Raw genomic sequence first — 16,712 nt, 5'->3', positions numbered from 1 at the left:
ACCTGTAGAACGCTCACGCGAGAATGGATTCGCTCTCGTCCATCGAGTCGCGCCACGAGTTGGTCGGTCGCCACCCCAGCATCGACCGAATCTTCTCGGTCGAGAGCGCCGAATCGCTCCCCGAGACTCGGCACTCGTCGGGGAGTCCGCCGAAGAAATCGCGGAGGGCGCCCTCGATGGGTCGGTCGAGGTAGTTGTCTTCCGCGCCGACGAGAAACGGTTCGTGGCCGTCGAACTGCGCCGTGATGGCGCACTCGATCGCGGTCGCAACGTCCCGGACGTCCACGTACGACCAGAAGTTACCGGCTCCGGCCGCGAGGTCACTACGGGCGTCGAGACAGTCATACTTTCCGGGGAACTGCACCCACGACGCGCGAATCGACGCGACGGGAACGTCGTACCGGCGAGCCACCATCCTGCCGATTTCTTCGCCGACGACCTTCGACGTGCCGTACGGGTCTTCCGGACGAAGCGGATACGATTCGTCCAGCGGTAGGTACTCCGGAAGCGACGGCGCTCCGGAGAGCGGGAAGCCGTACGCGCTCTCGCTCGACGCCCACGCGACGCGGGCGTTCGCCCGACCCGCCGCGGTGAGAACGTTGTACGCGCTGATGACGTTGTTCTCGAAGACGCGCATCCCGGCGTGGCGCTCCGGCGACGGGAGGGGCGTCCAGTGGACGACCGCGTCGGGATCTTCGCTCGAAACGACGTCCGCCATCTCGACCTGTTCGGTCAGGTCGGCGGTGCGAAACGAAAGCCCCCGATACTCTTCGAGTTCCCGTTCCGTTTGGGAGAGACCGACGCAGGTCACGTCCCACCCCTGTTCGGCGAGATGAACCGCGAGCCACCGGGCGGTCCGGTCGAGACTCCCGGCGACGAGAACCGTCTCGGTCATCGCCGTACCCTCGCTGGTTCGTCTACGAACATGGTCGCTCGTACTCCGCGTTCGTGGGTAAACATTCTGGCTCGCCGGAGGAGGAATCATCTGCTTCGACGGCGTTGGCGTCTCTCCGTCGCATTTTCATCCAGATTTGAACAACAAGATTGGGACGACCCGAATCTTTTTCGTTCGCCGGGCGTGCTACTTTCTCGCATGTACGACGAATACTTATAAACGGTCGGAATGCCTAGATTGGGGCATGAAGTGGAAAGCAGACTGGGGACTTCGAGCCAGGATGGGCCTGACGATGTTCCTGCTGTTCGCGCTGTACATCGTGTTTATCGGCGTGTTGTGGGCTGTCGGAGTGAAATTCCTGTTTATCCTGTTGATCATGGGCGGATTCTCGCTCGGCCAGTTCTTCTTCAGCGACCGGCTCACCCTGTGGAGCATGGGCGCGAAGGAAGTGAGCGAGGAGGAGTATCCGCAACTCCACGCCATGGTCGGCCGCCTCTCCCAGCAGGCCGACCTGCCGAAGCCGAAGGTGGCCGTGTCCGACCAGCGGGTTCCGAACGCCTTCGCCACCGGACGCTCGCAGAAGAAGGCCGCGGTCTGCGTGACGACCGGACTGTTGCAGACGCTAAATCAGGAGGAACTGGAGGGCGTCATCGCCCACGAACTCGCGCACGTCAAGAACCGCGACATGATGGTGATGACCATCGCGTCGTTCCTCTCGACCATCGCCTTCCTGGTCGTCCGCTGGGGCTGGCTGTTCGGCGGCGGAGACCGGCGCAATCAGGCACCCATCTGGGTCGCCATCCTCGCGTCGCTCGTCGTCTGGATCGTCAGCTACATCCTCATCCGGGCGCTCTCGCGCTACCGCGAGTTCGCCGCGGATCGGGGCGGGGCGACCATCACCGGCAAGCCCTCGGCGCTCGCCTCGGCGCTGATGACCATCGACGGTCGGATGGATAAGGTTCCGAAAGAAGACCTGCGCGAGGAGGCGGAGATGAACGCCTTCTTCATCATCCCCATCAGGAGCGGGTTCATCGGGAAACTGTTCAGCACGCACCCGAGCACCGAACGCCGGGTCGAGCGACTCCGCGATCTGGAGCGCGAGATGGAGTCCTTCTAAGGCGTCCCGACGTAGGTGTACCCGTTGGCCTGTAATTTCGCGAGTTCGCCGCCGACCGCCGGAACCGTTCCGACGCCCGAAAGGAAGTCGTCGGTGAGGAAGTTGAACTTCTCCGTGCCACTTCGACAGGCCTTGAACCGAACGCCTTCTTCGGCGAACGAGGTCGCCTCGTCAGCCACCGCACGTTTCTGCTGCTTTGTGAAGCACTTGTTGATGGCAAGTAGTCTGTCGATTTCATCATCGAGATAGATCGGTCGGAGTTTAGTCAGCACATAGTCATCGGATCGACCCGTGGTTCTCGTGAGATAGCGCACGCTCCGTTATCACAACCACTAAAGGTTCTTCACAAGAGCGCACCTTTTTGACGGAGTAAGGCTGCACATGGAAAGTGAATCTTCACCGGATTTCGATACCGTCGTAATCGGCGGCGGGCAGGCTGGTCTATCCATGGGATACTACTTGGCGGAACAAAAGCGCAACTTCTTCATCCTGGAGGCCAGCGAACGCATCGGAGATACGTGGCGCAATCGATGGGATTCGTTACGATTGTTCACCTCGGCCCGGAACAGCAGTCTGCCGGGGCTATCGTTCCCAGCACTCGACGACTACTTCCCGACGAAGGACGAGATGGCCAACTACTTAGAGACGTATGCCGCCGAACTCGATCTCCCGGTGCGCCTCGATACGAAAGTTGAGTCACTCACTCGGAGCGACGACCGCTACGTGCTAGAAACTAGATCTAATCGGTTGACTGCAACCAATGTTGTCGTGGCGACGGGGCCGTTTCAGCATCCGCATATTCCCGAATTCGCTGAAGAACTTGACCCCTCGATCGCTCGGTTCCACTCAAGTCGCTACCAGAGCCCCGACTGGCTCCCCGCTGGTGATGTCCTCGTCGTCGGTGCCGGGAATTCGGGAGCCGAGATTGCTGTCGAGCTTGCTGGCGCTGGTCGTCGTACTTGGCTGTCAGGTCGCGACACTGGTCACATCCCTTCCGACGTATTCAACTCCCGACTCTTCTGGTGGCTGTTCGGTAGCGTATTCACTGTTGATACGTGGATCGGTCAGAAGATAAAAGAACGCAGTCAGGGACGCGGTGACCCACTGATCCGTCTCACGCCTGCCGACATCCGTCAGAGCGGCGTCGAACGAGTGGCCCGGACGGAGGGCGTAACAGACGGGAAACCGCGCCTCGAAGATGGACACGTCCTTGACGTGGATGCGGTGGTCTGGGCGACGGGGTTCCGACCCAAATTCGAGTGGATCGATCTACCGGGACTGGCTTTCAACGCGAACGACTATCCGATTCACGATCGGGGCGTGGTAGACGAGGAACCGGGACTGTACTTCCTCGGACTCCCTTTCCAGCGGACGCCCGTTTCAGCGACCATCAGAGGTGTCGGTTCTGACGCTGAATACACCGCCTCTCGACTGAATACACACGACCGCATCGGCTCAAAACGGTAGTTCGTCGAGAGATTCAACAAAGCCAAACGCTTTCGCTAATGGTAGTAATTTTGGTTTCAGCGGATGGCTCAGATGCCGACTTGAGTGCCTCTTTTCCGGCTTGTGGAAATTTCACGACGTCGCTGAAAGGCTCGAAGATACCGTGTGAAATCATCTTTCCGGACGCTTCGATGAGGCTCTCACGACGAAGACCAGAACTTATCCCGTTCGTACGGCCTGCGACCACGTGCGGATAGTCCACGCGAGCGCGACCGGGTCGTGCTCGCGGCTTTTTCCCGACGGTAACGTTCACTTCGTCGCTTTTTCTTCTCGCGCTCGACTCGCTTTATCGAGTGGCGGTTAGCTATCGTCCCCCTTTTTCTTCTCGCGCTCGTATCCCTCGATATGGGACTGCTGGACGGACTCCGCGAAGTGCTCGGGATTCGCGCCGAAACGGACGCCGGACGGGACGCCGACCCCGAAGACCTCTTTGGCATGAGCACGGCCTACATCACGATGGAGGCCGACCTCGGATACGAACCGGTCGGGATGGCCGCTCTCTGTTTCTCGCAGGTCGACAGCACGGACTTCCGCGGAGCGGTGGACGAGGTGCACGCCATCCTCGAAGCCGGGAAGGAGGAAACCGGAACGGAGGCGCGGGCGTACGAGGACGACCACGGCTACTCGTGGGTCGTTCTCGAAGACGACGATTTCGAAGACCTCGTGACCAGCCTCCACTTCGCCGCGGATACGTTCGTCGAGGAGGGCTACGGGTCGCGCCTACTCGCCGCGCTCTTCGGATTTCGGCGCGACGGAAACTACGTCTACTGGGTGTACTCGTTCCGCAGAGGGGCGTACTATCCCTTCGCGCCGAAGTCCGACCACGACCGCGACTCCTCCGCGGAGTTCAAACTGGAGAGTAATCTAGACGGAGAACTCGAAATAGAGTCCGACAAGGAGTATTGGTATCCCCTCTGGCCCGACCGCTCCGGCGAACACCCGTGGGAGTAGTTCGCATGCCGCTGCGTCTTCGTATCTAAACCCTTCCATTTCGATTCGAGCACTCGCTCTCGTCTACCCCTTTTCACTTTCACTCTGGTGTTAACGGAGGTTTATATGATGGGGAGCACAATGAGCGACTACGATGGCAGACGTAGACCTCGAAGCACTGCCGGGCGTCGGCCCGGCGACGGCAGAAAAGCTCAACGACGCAGGATTCGACTCTTACCAGAGTCTCGCGGTCGCCAGCCCCGGCGAACTCGGCAACACCGCCGACGTGGGCGAGAGCACCGCCGCGGATATCATCCAAGCCGCGCGAAAGGAAGCCGACATCGGCGGCTTCGAAACTGGCTCGCAGGTGCTCGAACGGCGCGAGCGAATCGGCAAACTCAGCTGGCAGATAGACGAGGTGGATGAACTGCTCGGCGGCGGCGTCGAGACGCAGTCCATCACGGAGGTGTACGGCGAGTTCGGTGCCGGGAAGTCGCAGGTCACCCACCAGCTCGCGGTGAACGTCCAACTCCCCCGCGAGCAGGGCGGTCTCGGCGGTAGCAGCATCTTCATCGACAGCGAAGACACGTTCCGCCCGGAGCGCATCGACGATATGGTTCGCGGACTTCCGGAGGAGGCCATTCAGGCCGCGATGGACGACCGCGAGATCGAAGGTTCGCCCGACGACGACGGAGCGATGGACGAACTCATCGACGACTTCCTCGACAAAATTCACGTCGCCAAGGCGTTCAACTCCAACCACCAGATGCTCCTCGCGGAGAAGGCTCAAGAGCTCGCCGGAGAGCACGAAGAGAGCGAGTGGCCCGTCCGTCTCCTCTGCGTAGACAGCCTCACGGCGCACTTCCGCGCCGAGTACGTCGGTCGTGGACAGCTCGCAGAGCGCCAGCAGAAGCTCAACAAACACCTCCACGACTTGGACAAGGTCGGCAACCTCTACAACACCGCCATGGTCGTGACGAATCAGGTCTCCTCCAACCCCGATTCGTTCTTCGGCGACCCGACCCAGCCTATCGGTGGCAACATCCTCGGTCACAAATCGACGTTCCGGATGTACCTCCGCAAGTCGAAGGGCGACAAGCGTATCGTCCGCCTCGTGGACGCGCCGAACCTCGCAGACGGCGAGGCGGTCATGCGAGTGCAGGACGGCGGGCTGAAGCCCGAATAGACGGCGACCGACGAACCGGCCCGCAGCCTTTTCGCCGACAGGCCCTAGCCGTGGGATATGCGCGCTCGTACCGGCTTCGCCGTCGTACTCACGAGTATCCTCGTCGCGCTATCCGTTCTCATCGTCGAACCGTTTCTGAGCTACGTTCTCGCGGCGATGTTACTGGGCTTCGTTCTCTATCCGGCACAGCGACGGCTCGCCCCCGTCGTCGGCCAGCGCGTGGCGGCGTTCGCGCTCGTCTGTTGTTCGGTCGCGCTCGTCGTTGTTCCGACGGACTGTTCCTCCGAACCGCGCTGGAACAGGTCGGCAACGTCCCGACCTCGACGCAGGAGCTACCGGCGTTTCGACCGCTCGAAGAACTGCTCCGGCGCAGACTCGGTCTCGAAATCCAGATCGGTACGGTGGTGAGCCGGCTCCTCGACCGACTCGCCTCCGCGGCGACCGACCGGACTTCGCGGTTCGTGCGCTCCGGCCTGCACGCCGTTCTCGGGCTTCTCCTACTCCTGTTTCTCCTCTACTACCTCCTCAAGGACGGCGATGAGTTCGTGCGGTGGGCGAAGCGCGTCACGCCGCTCGCGCGACCCGTTCAGGACGAACTGTACGTGGAAGCCGAGGACGCGACGTGGGCGGTGTTGAAGGGGCACGTCTTCGTCGCCATCGTACAGGGGTTCGTATCCGGAATCGGCCTCTTCGTCGCGGGCGTTCCGAACGCCGTCTTCTGGACGGTGGTGATGATGTTTCTGGCGATGGTTCCGATAATCGGCGTCGCGCCCGTGTTGGGCGGTGCGACCGTCTACTTGTTGACGCTCAGTCGGCCGCTCGCGGCGGTGTTGTTGGTGGTCTACGGGATGACCGTCGTCGCGGCCACCGACGATTACCTGCGGGCGCTCGTCATCGACCGGGCGTCCTCGCTCCACTCGGCCACCGTCCTCGTCGGGGTGTTCGGCGCGGCGTACCTCTTCGGCGCTATCGGACTGTTCGTCGGGCCGATAATCCTCGCCCTCTCGAAGGCGACGGTCGAGGTGTTCGCCGACTACTACGACCTCGCCGGCTAGTGACGGACTTGCCACTCTAGTCGAGAGGGTAGTGAACGAGAAGAGAGCCGCATTGAAACGACATTTATCGAGATTCGAGACCTACTCTTCGGTCGTCGTTCGGTCGAGTTCCTTTTCCCCTTCGTATATCTCCGCGCCGTCCTGGACGACCTTCTCGGCGAGCACCGCACATTTCACTCGCATCGGGCTGATCTCCACCCCGAGCATGTCGATGACGTCGTCCCTGTCCATCGAATCGACTTCGGCGAGCGTCATCCCGGGAAGCTTCTGGGAGAGCATGCTCGCGCTGGCCTGACTGATGGCACAGCCGTCACCCCGGAACGCGACGCGCTCGACGGTTTCGCCGTCGTCTTCGAGCACCACGTCGAATTCGAGCTCGTCGCCGCAGGATGGATTGACTCCTTCGTGGGTGAAACTCGGCTCACTGAGCTCACCGTAGTTGCGCGGATTCCGGTAGTGGTCGAGAATCTGCTGCCGGTACATGTCCGAACCCATGCTCATAGTTGAATCGGAGTAGGTGAGTCCGGCCTAAAAGGATTCCGACGATTCGGCTCGCGTCGGGCGGGCCAGTCCGTATCGCTCGCCTTCGATGTCCTCGACCGCCGACAGGCCGCGGAGCAAGGGGTGTGCCAGCCAGTACAGCGAGAGGAAGATAAAACCGAACCCCGCGCTGGTCACGACCACCCCGCTTCCGACGGCGTCGCCTGCGACACCGCCGAGGAGCGCCCCGATGGGCATCGCGCCCGCGGAGGCGCTGGCGTTCACGGACGCCACGCGCCCCATGAAGTCTTCGGAGACGACGGACTGTATCATCGCGGCGAAGATGACGTTCGTCGCGCCGACCGGAATCCACGCGACGAAGAACAGCCCCACCGTCGCCGGGAACCAGCCGACTGCGACCGCGGCGAGCCACACGACCCCGCCGAAGGCGAACCCGGCGACGCTCAGGCCGGCGAGCGAGAACCGTTTCAGCGGCGTCGCCGCGAGCGACCCGACGAGCAGCCCGCCGACGACGGCGGCCAGCATGAACCCGTAGGCGTCGGGGCCGCCGTTCGCGTTCGCGTAGGCCGGGAGTACGGACATCATGATGCCGACGGTGCAGTTGACGACGAGGCTAGCGGCGAGCAACCAGACGAGTACCGACCCGCGAACGTAGCGGACTCCCTCCCGAAGTCGGGTGAGATAGTCGTCCACGGCGGAGGTGACGCTCTCGTCTCCGCCGTCCGGTTTCTCGGCCGGGGGGACGCGAACGGTGAGGAAGACGAGCGCGGCGGTGGCGAACGTTACCGAGTCAATGAGGTAGAGCGACACCGCGCCGACCAACGCGACGAGGACGCCGCCGAGTGCGGTGAAGACGAAGTCGACGCCCTGATAGGCGAACGAGAACGCCGAGTTGGCCTCGACGAGTTCTTCTTTCTCGACGATTCGAGGGAGCGCGGCCTGTTGTGCCGGATAGACGAACTGGTTTAAGAGCGAGACGACGGGCATCACGACGAGCACGACCCAGACCGAGAGCCGGCCCGTCGCGGCGGCGAGCGGGATGGAGAGGACAAGTATCCCTTGTGCGACCTGCGTTGCAACCAGGATTCGGCGAAGCTGCCAGCGGTCGACGAACGGCCCCACGAGAAATTGGAGGGTCTGCGGGAGCATGGTCAGAAAGCCCGCCAGTCCGGCGTAGAACGACGACCCGCCGAGTTCGAACGCGAGCCACATCGCCGCGACGGTGTAGACGCTGTCGCCCGCGTTCGTTATCAACCGCCCCGCGAAGAGGCGGGCGAACGCCCGATTTCTGAATACGGAGTGCATGGAAAGGAACAGGTATCCGCCCCGAATATATGTTATCAGAAATACACTTCTGTAAAGTCGCCAGCCGAAACGCGCTTCTGTTCGGTTGTCTACATCTCTTCGACGGCGTCGTTCAGGCCGCTGTCGACCGTTAGTTCGAGTTCGTCGCCGCCGAGTTCGACGGTGTACTCGACCAACAGGGGATCGTCCAAGACGATTCGGGCGTCGTCTTCGCCGAGCCATTCGAGTTCCCACGCGGAATCCCGGCCGAGGTCGATGCCGTGGTCGTAGTGGAACGCGACGACCGCCGGATGCTGGAGGAGATACGTTCCGACGTTGCCGGACGCGTAATCGCCGCAGCGTTCGCAGACGAACTCGACTCTGGCCGCTTGGTCGTCGTCGAGGTGTTCCGAGTCGGTGACGAGCGACCCGACCGTGCGTCCCGAGCAGTTCGGGCAGATTCCGTCGGCCATGACCGAGAACGCGTTGCGGAGCCACCGCTCGAATGTTCTAGGGAGGTCTTCGACGTTTCGACCCTCGAAGGCTCCCGGCGGAAATCCGAACGTCGACCGGCGTTCGTCACAGGAGGGGACAGCGAACCGTGACCATCTCCTCCTCGTATTCGGCCTCCAGCGTCCCGCCACACTCGATACACCGTGTATCGAGTTCGAACGTCGTGGATACCCCGTGTGGGTGTACGTTCCGGAGAGAATCGCGCCGATGACCCGATGCCCGGCGAACGGAAGCTCGTACTTCCCGTTTTTCTGCCGGACGAACAGCCCGACGAGCTTGTTCAGGTGGTAGTTGAACTGGCCGCTATCGCGGAGTCCGACCCGGTCGTGAAGTTCGGAGAACGACAGGGGTTCGTCGGCCTCCCAGAGTGCCCGAACGATGCCGATTCGGGTGTCGTTCCCGAGGAGGGAGAACGCCTCCTCCGGGGCGATAGCTCGTTCGTCGGAGTCCATAGAACGTCGTCCGCTGGAGAGCTGAAAAGTTTTCAGGTCTCGTCGGCGGCTCCGTCAGCGCTCCCCGGTCGCTTCACGCTCGAAACGGTCGACGAACGGCTCGACGAACGCCCGGCGCTCGTCGGCCAGTTTCCGGCCTGCGTCGGTGTGCATCCGCTTCGGAATCCGGAGTATCTTCTTGTGGAAGTGGTTGACGGCGGTCGAACCGGCTGCGGTGTCGTCCGTTTCTATCGGTCGGTCGGGGTCGTGCAACGGCTTGCCGTGTTCGCCGCTGTAGCAGAAGTTCCGCGCGATTCCAACCGCGCCGAGGGCGTCCAAGTTGTCGGCGTCGGAGAGCAGCCTCGCCTCCAGCGTCTCGGGTTCCACGTCGTTCGAGAAGCGGTGCGCCCGGACGCAGTGTTGGACGGCTTCGACGGTTTCGCGGGCGGGGTCAAAATCGGCGAGAATTCGCTTCGCTTCCCTCGCACCCCACTCGGCGTGGTCGTCGATTTCCCCTCGGTCTTCCCGCCCTCGCCCGATGTCGTGGAGCCACACTGCGACAAAGAGGACAGTTTCGTCCGCATCGTACTCCGCGGCGAGGGTCTCCGCGAGCGTAGCGACTCGCCGGACGTGGTGCCAGTCGTGGGTGGGGGCGACGTCTTCGAAGTAGGTCTTCGCTCGGCTGCGAACCGCTTCGACCAACCCTCGGTTCGTCATTCGTTTCGTACCAACTCCGTCGGCGATAAAAAGTGTTCGAATCGTGACCGAACACGCAGAGCGAAGCGAGGGCTTCGCTCGTCCATCGTCCGCCGGGAGGACGAAGAGTCGACGACGAATCAATATCCGAAAAAAGACGATGAATCGAGCTGGACGGAGCGTTACTGCGCGAACAGCTGCCGGGCGTCGTCGACCGCCTCGACCAGCTTATCGACTTCCTCGCGGGTGTTGTAGAGGTAGAACGACGCCCGCGCCGAGGCCGCGACGCCGAGTTTGTCGTGGAGCGGTTGCGTGCAGTGGTCGCCCGCCCGGATGGCGACGGCGTGGTCGTTCACGATGCTGGAGAGGTCGTGGGCGTGGACGCCGTCGACGTTGAACGAGACGAGGCCGCCCCGGTCGTCGCCCGGCGGTCCGTAGATGTCCACGTCGCCCTCCTCGATCAGGCGGTCGTAGGCGTACTCGGTCAGTTGCTCCTCGTGGCGCTGGATGCGCTCCATGCTGATATCCTCCAGATAATCCACCGCGGCGGCGAGCGCGACGCCCTGCTCGATGACCGGCGTCCCGGCCTCGAACTTCCACGGCAGATCTTCCCACGTCGAATCCTCGTAGGTCACCTTGCGAATCATGGAACCGCCGTAGAGGTACGGCTCCATCTCCTCCAGGAGGTGTCTCTTGCCGTACAGGCAGCCGATTCCGGTCGGCCCGGCCATCTTGTGCCCGGAGAAGGCGTAGAAGTCGGCGTCGATGGCTTCGACGTCGACGGGGCGGTTCGGCACCGCCTGCGCGCCGTCAACGAAGATGTAGGCGTCGTGGTCGTGCGCGAGGTCGGCCAGTTCCCGGACGGGGTTGATCGTCCCGAGGGTGTTCGAGACGTGAACCGCGCTCACCATCTTCGTGTCGTCGGTGATCAGCTCCGCCGCGGCGTCCATGTCGAGATACCCCTGCTCGTCGACGGGGATGTACTTCACGTCCGCACCGGTCTTCTTGCCGATCTGTTGCCACGTCACGAGCGATGCGTGGTGTTCCATCTCGGTCAGGACGACTTCGTCGCTGGGGCCGAGTTCTTCGAGGCCCCACGCGTAGGCGACGAGGTTCTCGGATTCGGTCGTGTTCTTCGTGAACACCATCTCCTCGCGCCCACCGCTCGCGCCGACGAATTCGGCGAGGCGGTCGTGAGCCTCCTCGTAGGCGATGGACGCTTCCTGGCTCAGGTGGTGGATGCCGCGGTGGACGTTCGCGTTGTAGTTCCGGTAGTAGTCACAGATGGTTTCGACGACCTGTTCCGGCGTCTGTGTCGTCGCCGCGTTGTCGAGATACACCAACTGCGCTCCGTCGAACTCACGCTGGAGAATCGGGAAGTCTCTCCGAATGCGCTCCACGTCCAGCGCATCTGTCTGTTGAGTTTCCATTACCATTCGCTTGGTGTTCGAGTCAAAACACTCCTTCGGTCCGACGAGACGAGCGAAACCGGTTCCGGTTACGTCCGGGGCAACGCGGCTTAAGGCGCTCCAGCCCCTCGCGTTCGTATGGTCTCGAAACGGCGACTCGGTGCGAGTCTACTCTTCATCGGCCTCGCGTTCGTCGGTGCGTTCCACGCCTTACTCGCGGTCGCGTTCGATACCGGATTAGCGACCGTAGGCGGCGGCGTCGCGGTCGGGTCGCTGCTCTGTCTGGTCGCGGTGAACGTCCCGGCGCTCCTCGATTAGCGACGTCCGCAGAAACCGTGCGTACCGAGTCGGTGGTTCCGATACCGATATGCGCTTCGTCACCGTTCGGCGCGTTTTCTGTCAGATCAGTATCTATATACGGCTCGTTCCAGTCCCCTCGGTCATGGTCGACGTCGTGATGATGAAACAGAAAATCAAAAGGGGAAAGACGCGGCGGCTGAAGGAGTGGATGGCCGAGATTCGAAGGCGCGAGGACGAGGCCGTCGAGACGTACGAGAGCGAAGGAATGTACAGCGAGTCCGCCTTCATCGAGCAAACGAACGATGGCGACTTTCTGGTCTACTACATGGAGTCGGAAGACGCGCGGCGGGCGTACGAGGCCTTCGAAAACTCGACGCACGAGATAGACCGGGAACACAAGGAAGTGATGAAAGAGACCCTCGAAGACGAACGGAGCGTCGGCGAGTACGAACTGCTGTACCATCTCACTCATCCGAACCGATCGTAGGTACCGTGCTCGTACCCTACCTTCGCTGAATTCGGTTCGGCGAAGACTACATCCGCAGGAACTGCGCGTGCCGGGTCGAGTCGAGGTCGAGGACGTTCGCTTCGTCCACGAATCCCTCCTCGACCGCGAGCGCCACGGATTCTGTGCCGACGATGTTCGCCACGCTAGCGCGCGCGAGGCTAGCCACGACCTCGTTCTCGTCCACCTCGTCACCGCCGTAGAACTCCTCGGTGACGGTGAGCGACACGTTCTCCGCCTCGAACGTCTCGCCGAGCACGTCGTCGTCGCAGACGGCGACCAACAACCCTTCCTGCGTCTCGCGCTCCCTGAGGATCATTCCTGGACCAGCTCTTGCTCCGCCTGCTTGCGCATCTCCTCGGCTTCCTCTGCGAGTTGCTCCGCTTCCTCGTCCTCGCCCAGTTCTTCCAGCGCGCGCGCCTTCTCCTCGACGACCTGCGCGTTCCTGAATCCGAGCCGAATCGCGTTGTCGAGACAGTTTAGGGCGTCTTCCGCGAGGCCGCGTTCAAGCAGGAAGAAGCCGCGATTAAACCACGCCTGCGGGAATCGCTGGTCGATCTCGACCGCGCGCTCGGAGTGTTCGAGCGCCTGTTCGCTCTGGCCGGACTCCCAGAGGGCGTAGGCAAGATTCGTCTCCGCGGTGGCGGCGTGTTCGCTGTCGTCGTCGATTCGCAGGGCTTCCTGATACGCGCCGATGGCCTCGTCCCACTCTTCAAGTTGGCCGTGCGCCGCACCTTTGTTCACCCACGCTTCCTGCGCTTCGAGCGAATCTTCCTCGGCGTAGCGCGCCGCGCGCTCGAACGTCTCGGTCGCCTGCTCGAAGCGGTTTATCTGCATGTAGCTCAGGCCGACTTCCACGAGGTCTGCGACGGACACGCGGTCGCGCGGAATCGCCTGCCGATCTAACATATCGGTGACGACGCGGGAATCGACGGGGTCGACCTCGTCCGGATTCACTTCCAGTTCGGGCGGGTCTAAGTCGAACTCGTCGTACGGGTCGCCGAAGCCTTCCCCTTCCGAGAACCTGTGACTTCGATTATCGGTCATTATCGGTCGATTGGGGCGGCGTACTGTTAAGGTCTGCGCAATTTCGGCCTGCGGGCTCCGTCGAAACCACCCGACACAATCTACCTTTTTAAGGACTCCGGCTCAATCGGTGAACACGATGATCTCCGTGCGAGACCTCTATTTCTCGTATCCGGGGTCTCAGACGCCTACGCTGCACGGCCTCGACTTCGAAGTCGAGGCGGGGGAAGTGTTTGGCTTCCTCGGGCCGAGTGGCGCGGGCAAGAGCACGACCCAGAACGTTCTCACGGGACTCCTCGACAACTACGATGGCTCTGTCCGGGTGTTTGACCGCGAAGTCCGGGAGTGGAACGGGGAGTACTACGACCGTATCGGCGTCTCCGGCGAATCGCCGAACCATTACTTGAAGCTCACCGGACGCGAAAATCTGGCCCTGTTCGCCTCGCTCCACGAAGGCGAGATCAGGGACGACGAGGAACTTCTGTCCCTCGTCGGTCTTGGAGACGCCATCGACCGACCCGTCAGAGCCTACTCGAAAGGGATGCAGATGCGCCTCAACTTCGTCCGTGCGCTACTGCACGATCCGGAACTCTTCTTTCTCGACGAACCGACGAGCGGCATCGATCCGGGGAACGCGAAGATCGTCAAGGACACGATCGCTTCACTCGCCGGTGAAGGAAAGACGATTTTCTTGACGACGCACGATATGACCGTCGCCGACCAGCTCTGTGACCGTGTAGCCTTCCTCGTAGACGGTCGGATGCCGATCGTCGACACCCCGAGCGCCTTAAAACGCGAATACGGCTCACGAACCCTTCGCGTCACCTATCGCCGCGACGGTACGGTGGTCGCGGAACGCTTCGCGCTCGACGATCTCGTCGCCGCCGCCGGCTTCAGACGCATCATCGCCGAGGAGCGTGTCGAGACCATCCACACCGAGGAGGCGACGCTCGAAGATGTTTTCCTCGAAGTAACCGGCGAGCCACTCGTATGATACGAACCATCGGGAGGGCGGTACCGACGCTCCGTTCGATGCTCTCGTGGGACATCTGGATACAGGTTCGCTACGGGTTTTACGCGGTCTACGCGGTGGTGACGCTCTTTTACCTCCTCATCCTCGGCAACCTCCCGGCCGACCTCGTGGAGCCTGCGCTCGTCCTCGTCGTCGTCACCGATACCGCCGTTCTCGGCTTCTACTTTATCGGGGCGCTCGTCCTGATCGAGAAGCGGGAAGGTGTACTCGATGCGCTCGTCGTCACGCCACTCGGCATTCGCGGATACATCGTTTCGAAGACGATCTCCCTGACGGCGCTCGCCGCGCTCGCGTCGACGGTGGTCGTCGCCTTCGTGCATCCCACGGGGGTCGACTTCGCACTGCTGCTCGCGGGAGTCGCGCCGACCGCGTCGTTGTTCGTTCTCGTCGGTATCGCCGCCGTTGCTCGGTTCGATACGATAAACCGCTACTTCTTCAGCGCGGTGCTCTACGGGACGATCCTCTATGCACCGCTCGCCGGGTATCTCGGCGTCTTCGAGACGCCGGTATACTACCTCCTCCCGATCCAGCCGACGCTCGTCCTCGTCGAAGGCGCGTTCAGTGGGCATAGGCTAGCGACGGTCACCTACGCCCTCGTCTATCTGGGACTCGGGAACGCCGTCGCGTACGTCCTTGCTCGCCGCCAATTCCGGTACCACGTCGTGCAAGGTGGCGGGAAACGTCCGGCTGCTTCCGCCCATGAACCGAATCGACTCACGTCGTGGGTGACCGAACGGGGCGGTTCTATCGGCGGAATGGCGCTCGCCGATACCCGGAATTGGGTTCGAGATCCGATCCTCCTCCTCGCCGCGACCGGCCCACTCGCGTTGGGGGTCTTCGCTCGCCTGGTTCTACCCGTGGCCGACCGTCGGTACGTCCCCGGTCTCGACCTCTCAGCGTACTTTCCAGTCGCACTCGCCTTCCTCGTCGCGTTCCCGCCGTACATCTACGGATTCGTCGTCGGCTTTTTCGTCCTCGAAGATCGTGAACAGGGGACGCTGTCGGCGCTGGTCGCTTCTCCGCTCACTCGCAGTGGCTACCTCCGTTATCGTGGACTGTCCGCCTACCTACTCGGCGTGGTCGGCGTGGTGCTGTCGGTCGCCCTGTTCGGCTTGGTCGACGTCCCGCCGCTTGCCGTCGGCAGCGTCGCGCTGATCGCGGCGTTGGCGGGGCCTGCCGTCACGTTCCTCTTTGCGAGCCTCGCACGGGATTCCATCGAAGGGCTGGCTATCAACAAACTGCTCGGGCTCGTAGTCGTCCTCCCTGCGCTCGCTATTCCCGTCCTTCCCGAACCGATGGAGTACGTTGCCGGTATCGATCCGCTTTACTGGCCAATGAAGGCCGCTGTCGTCAGCGCGGAAAAAGGAGTGAGCGTCGCAGTCGTCGTTCACCTCGCTCTCGGCGTCCTCTCGCTGGGTCTGGTTACGGCGGCCTTTGCTCGTCGGTTCGACGTAGCGACGTAGCTCTGTCGAGGGAGCGACTATCCATCGGGTAGCTCTAAGACAACCAAGCGGAGTTTCTCGGTGGTTTACCGCCGTCCGTGGTGCTTTTCTGATACGGACGATGGTGACCGCTACCCTATCACGATGAACCGACCAACGAAACTCCGACATCGCGATTCCGTCCCGAGAGTGCTCATAAAGGTCGTCCGAGTCGTGTCAGCAGAGACTACCAACCTTTATAAACCTTAAATACGACATTTAAGTCGCGCTATGACCGACCCCAAGGAAACCATCAACATTGAAAACGTGGTCGCCTCGACGGGCATCGGGCAGGAACTCGACCTTCAGAGTGTCGCTATGGACTTGGAGGGCGCGGATTACGACCCCGAGCAGTTCCCCGGACTCGTCTACCGTACCCAGAATCCCAAATCGGCCGCACTCATCTTCCGTTCCGGAAAGATCGTCTGTACCGGTGCGAAGAGTACCGCCGACGTTCACGAGAGCCTCGAAATCGTCTTCGACAAGCTGCGCGAGCTGAACATCGAAGTCAACGAGGATCCCGAGATCGTCGTCCAGAACATCGTCACCAGCGCCGACCTCGGCCGCAATCTCAATCTCAACGCTATCGCTATCGGCCTCGGTCTGGAGAACATCGAGTACGAGCCCGAGCAATTCCCCGGACTCGTCTACCGTCTCGACGAACCCGAAGTCGTCGCACTGCTGTTCGGCTCCGGTAAGCTCGTCATCACGGGCGGCAAGAAACCCGAGGACGCGGAGCAAGCGGTCGACAAGATCGTCTCGCGTCTCGAAGAACTCGGTCTGCTGGAGTAACTCGTCTCTTCTCTCCTTTCGAGTCTGTGCGCTTCGGCGCGCACTGCGTTCG

General features: G+C 62.0%; 19 protein-coding genes and 1 pseudogene. 11 read left to right on the top strand and 9 right to left on the bottom strand.

The window, feature by feature from the left end; genetic code table 11:
- Nucleotides 1–13 precede the first annotated feature (13 nt).
- Nucleotides 14–895: an NAD-dependent epimerase/dehydratase family protein gene (locus LIW51_RS14515; RefSeq protein WP_227374819.1), complete on the bottom strand. Its 882-nt coding sequence runs from the start codon at nucleotides 893–895 to the stop codon at nucleotides 14–16.
- Between the two features lie 244 nt (nucleotides 896–1,139).
- On the opposite strand from LIW51_RS14515, the gene htpX reads away from it, so the two are divergent.
- Nucleotides 1,140–2,012, top strand: coding sequence for a zinc metalloprotease HtpX (htpX, locus tag LIW51_RS14510; RefSeq protein ID WP_227374818.1), 873 nt, complete (start codon nucleotides 1,140–1,142; stop codon nucleotides 2,010–2,012).
- On the opposite strand, the gene LIW51_RS14505 is transcribed toward htpX, so the two are convergent.
- On the bottom strand, nucleotides 2,009–2,284 hold the full coding sequence (locus LIW51_RS14505; RefSeq protein WP_227374817.1) for a DsrE family protein: 276 nt from the start codon (nucleotides 2,282–2,284) through the stop codon (nucleotides 2,009–2,011). The two genes, htpX and LIW51_RS14505, sit on opposite strands and share 4 nt — an antisense overlap.
- Before the next feature lie 109 nt (nucleotides 2,285–2,393).
- Here LIW51_RS14505 and LIW51_RS14500 point away from each other — a divergent pair, with 109 nt between their 5' ends.
- The 5 genes from LIW51_RS14500 (at nucleotide 2,394) to LIW51_RS14480 (ending at nucleotide 6,689) form a co-directional block, all read left to right on the top strand.
- Complete coding sequence (locus LIW51_RS14500; protein ID WP_227374816.1) at nucleotides 2,394–3,479, top strand: flavin-containing monooxygenase; 1,086 nt, start codon at nucleotides 2,394–2,396, stop codon at nucleotides 3,477–3,479.
- 384 nt (nucleotides 3,480–3,863) lie between these two features.
- Nucleotides 3,864–4,469 (top strand): PspA-associated protein PspAB, encoded by a 606-nt coding sequence (pspAB, locus tag LIW51_RS14495; RefSeq protein WP_227374815.1) that lies wholly within the window; start codon nucleotides 3,864–3,866, stop codon nucleotides 4,467–4,469.
- Between the two features lie 133 nt (nucleotides 4,470–4,602).
- Complete coding sequence (gene radA / locus LIW51_RS14490) at nucleotides 4,603–5,634, top strand: DNA repair and recombination protein RadA (RefSeq protein ID WP_227374814.1); 1,032 nt, start codon at nucleotides 4,603–4,605, stop codon at nucleotides 5,632–5,634.
- A 57-nt stretch (nucleotides 5,635–5,691) separates the two neighbouring features.
- The gene (locus tag LIW51_RS14485; protein WP_227374813.1) at nucleotides 5,692–6,042 is read left to right on the top strand and encodes an AI-2E family transporter; all 351 of its coding nucleotides are present in this window, start codon (nucleotides 5,692–5,694) and stop codon (nucleotides 6,040–6,042) included.
- Nucleotides 6,039–6,689 (top strand): AI-2E family transporter, encoded by a 651-nt coding sequence (locus tag LIW51_RS14480; protein ID WP_255766694.1) that lies wholly within the window; start codon nucleotides 6,039–6,041, stop codon nucleotides 6,687–6,689. The genes LIW51_RS14485 and LIW51_RS14480 overlap by 4 nt, the downstream gene beginning before the upstream one ends.
- A gap of 81 nt (nucleotides 6,690–6,770) precedes the next feature.
- On the opposite strand, the gene LIW51_RS14475 is transcribed toward LIW51_RS14480, so the two are convergent.
- The 5 genes from LIW51_RS14475 to LIW51_RS14455 form a co-directional block, all read right to left on the bottom strand.
- Entirely contained in the window at nucleotides 6,771–7,190 is a 420-nt protein-coding gene (locus LIW51_RS14475; protein ID WP_227374812.1) for an iron-sulfur cluster assembly scaffold protein, read from the bottom strand.
- Between the two features lie 27 nt (nucleotides 7,191–7,217).
- The gene (locus LIW51_RS14470) at nucleotides 7,218–8,495 is read right to left on the bottom strand and encodes an MFS transporter (RefSeq protein WP_227374811.1); all 1,278 of its coding nucleotides are present in this window, start codon (nucleotides 8,493–8,495) and stop codon (nucleotides 7,218–7,220) included.
- 89 nt (nucleotides 8,496–8,584) lie between these two features.
- Nucleotides 8,585–9,439, bottom strand: coding sequence for an ArsR/SmtB family transcription factor (locus tag LIW51_RS14465; RefSeq protein WP_227374810.1), 855 nt, complete (start codon nucleotides 9,437–9,439; stop codon nucleotides 8,585–8,587).
- Between the two features lie 54 nt (nucleotides 9,440–9,493).
- On the bottom strand, nucleotides 9,494–10,120 hold the full coding sequence (locus LIW51_RS14460; RefSeq protein ID WP_368411800.1) for an HD domain-containing protein: 627 nt from the start codon (nucleotides 10,118–10,120) through the stop codon (nucleotides 9,494–9,496).
- A 176-nt stretch (nucleotides 10,121–10,296) separates the two neighbouring features.
- Nucleotides 10,297–11,544: an aminotransferase class V-fold PLP-dependent enzyme gene (locus tag LIW51_RS14455; RefSeq protein ID WP_227374808.1), complete on the bottom strand. Its 1,248-nt coding sequence runs from the start codon at nucleotides 11,542–11,544 to the stop codon at nucleotides 10,297–10,299.
- Between the two features lie 117 nt (nucleotides 11,545–11,661).
- Here LIW51_RS14455 and LIW51_RS14450 point away from each other — a divergent pair, with 117 nt between their 5' ends.
- Nucleotides 11,662–11,841: a hypothetical protein gene (locus tag LIW51_RS14450; protein ID WP_227374807.1), complete on the top strand. Its 180-nt coding sequence runs from the start codon at nucleotides 11,662–11,664 to the stop codon at nucleotides 11,839–11,841.
- Between the two features lie 124 nt (nucleotides 11,842–11,965).
- Nucleotides 11,966–12,310, top strand: coding sequence for a DUF6176 family protein (locus LIW51_RS14445; protein WP_227374806.1), 345 nt, complete (start codon nucleotides 11,966–11,968; stop codon nucleotides 12,308–12,310).
- A gap of 46 nt (nucleotides 12,311–12,356) precedes the next feature.
- Here the strand turns inward: LIW51_RS14445 and LIW51_RS14440 are convergent, their stop codons facing one another.
- Both LIW51_RS14440 and LIW51_RS14435 read right to left on the bottom strand, forming a co-directional pair.
- Complete coding sequence (locus LIW51_RS14440) at nucleotides 12,357–12,647, bottom strand: DUF424 domain-containing protein (protein ID WP_227374805.1); 291 nt, start codon at nucleotides 12,645–12,647, stop codon at nucleotides 12,357–12,359.
- Nucleotides 12,647–13,375 (bottom strand): annotated as a pseudogene (locus LIW51_RS14435) (tetratricopeptide repeat protein); the annotation flags it as partial. The gene LIW51_RS14440 and the pseudogene LIW51_RS14435, both read right to left, overlap by 1 nt.
- A 118-nt stretch (nucleotides 13,376–13,493) precedes the next feature.
- On the opposite strand from LIW51_RS14435, the gene LIW51_RS14430 reads away from it, so the two are divergent.
- The 3 genes from LIW51_RS14430 to LIW51_RS14420 all read left to right on the top strand — a co-directional run bounded on the left by LIW51_RS14430 (nucleotide 13,494) and on the right by LIW51_RS14420 (nucleotide 16,660).
- Nucleotides 13,494–14,348: an ABC transporter ATP-binding protein gene (locus LIW51_RS14430; protein ID WP_227374803.1), complete on the top strand. Its 855-nt coding sequence runs from the start codon at nucleotides 13,494–13,496 to the stop codon at nucleotides 14,346–14,348.
- Nucleotides 14,345–15,850 (top strand): fluoroquinolone export ABC transporter permease subunit, encoded by a 1,506-nt coding sequence (locus LIW51_RS14425; RefSeq protein ID WP_227374802.1) that lies wholly within the window; start codon nucleotides 14,345–14,347, stop codon nucleotides 15,848–15,850. The genes LIW51_RS14430 and LIW51_RS14425 overlap by 4 nt, the downstream gene beginning before the upstream one ends.
- Nucleotides 15,851–16,099: 249 nt before the next feature.
- Nucleotides 16,100–16,660: a TATA-box-binding protein gene (locus tag LIW51_RS14420; RefSeq protein WP_227353319.1), complete on the top strand. Its 561-nt coding sequence runs from the start codon at nucleotides 16,100–16,102 to the stop codon at nucleotides 16,658–16,660.
- Nucleotides 16,661–16,712: the final 52 nt, after the last annotated feature.

The organism is Haladaptatus halobius, from assembly GCF_020618475.1.
Lineage (GTDB): Archaea > Halobacteriota > Halobacteria > Halobacteriales > Haladaptataceae > Haladaptatus > Haladaptatus halobius.
The sequence above is the reverse complement of the archived record's forward strand: the minus strand, read 5'-3'. Positions and strand labels throughout refer to the sequence as shown.